Below are 210 nucleotides of genomic sequence, written 5' to 3'. Positions count from 1 at the left end.
GCACCGGCCGCCCCAGCTGGTGGAGCGCGTCGAGGTGGGCCAGCAGCGGCCAGTTCAGCACGCCGGCCTTGGCGAAGCCCAGGCCCGGGTCCAGGATCAGCTGGTCCGGCCGCACGCCGTCGTCGTGCAGGGCGGCCATGCGGGCCGCGAGCTCGTCGCGCACGTCGGCCACGACGTCGTCGTACACCTCGAGGTCGTCCATGACGTCTG

The 210-nt window shown here is 73.8% G+C and carries 1 protein-coding gene; it reads right to left on the bottom strand.

The annotated features are described in order from the left end of the window. On the bottom strand, positions 1 to 210 hold a 210-nt coding region (locus PROKR_RS37280), incomplete at both ends, for a dihydropteroate synthase (protein ID WP_036961198.1).

Source organism: Promicromonospora kroppenstedtii DSM 19349 (assembly GCF_000515355.1).
Classification (GTDB): Bacteria; Actinomycetota; Actinomycetes; order Actinomycetales; family Cellulomonadaceae; genus Promicromonospora; species Promicromonospora kroppenstedtii.
The sequence above is the reverse complement of the archived record's forward strand: the minus strand, read 5'-3'. Positions and strand labels throughout refer to the sequence as shown.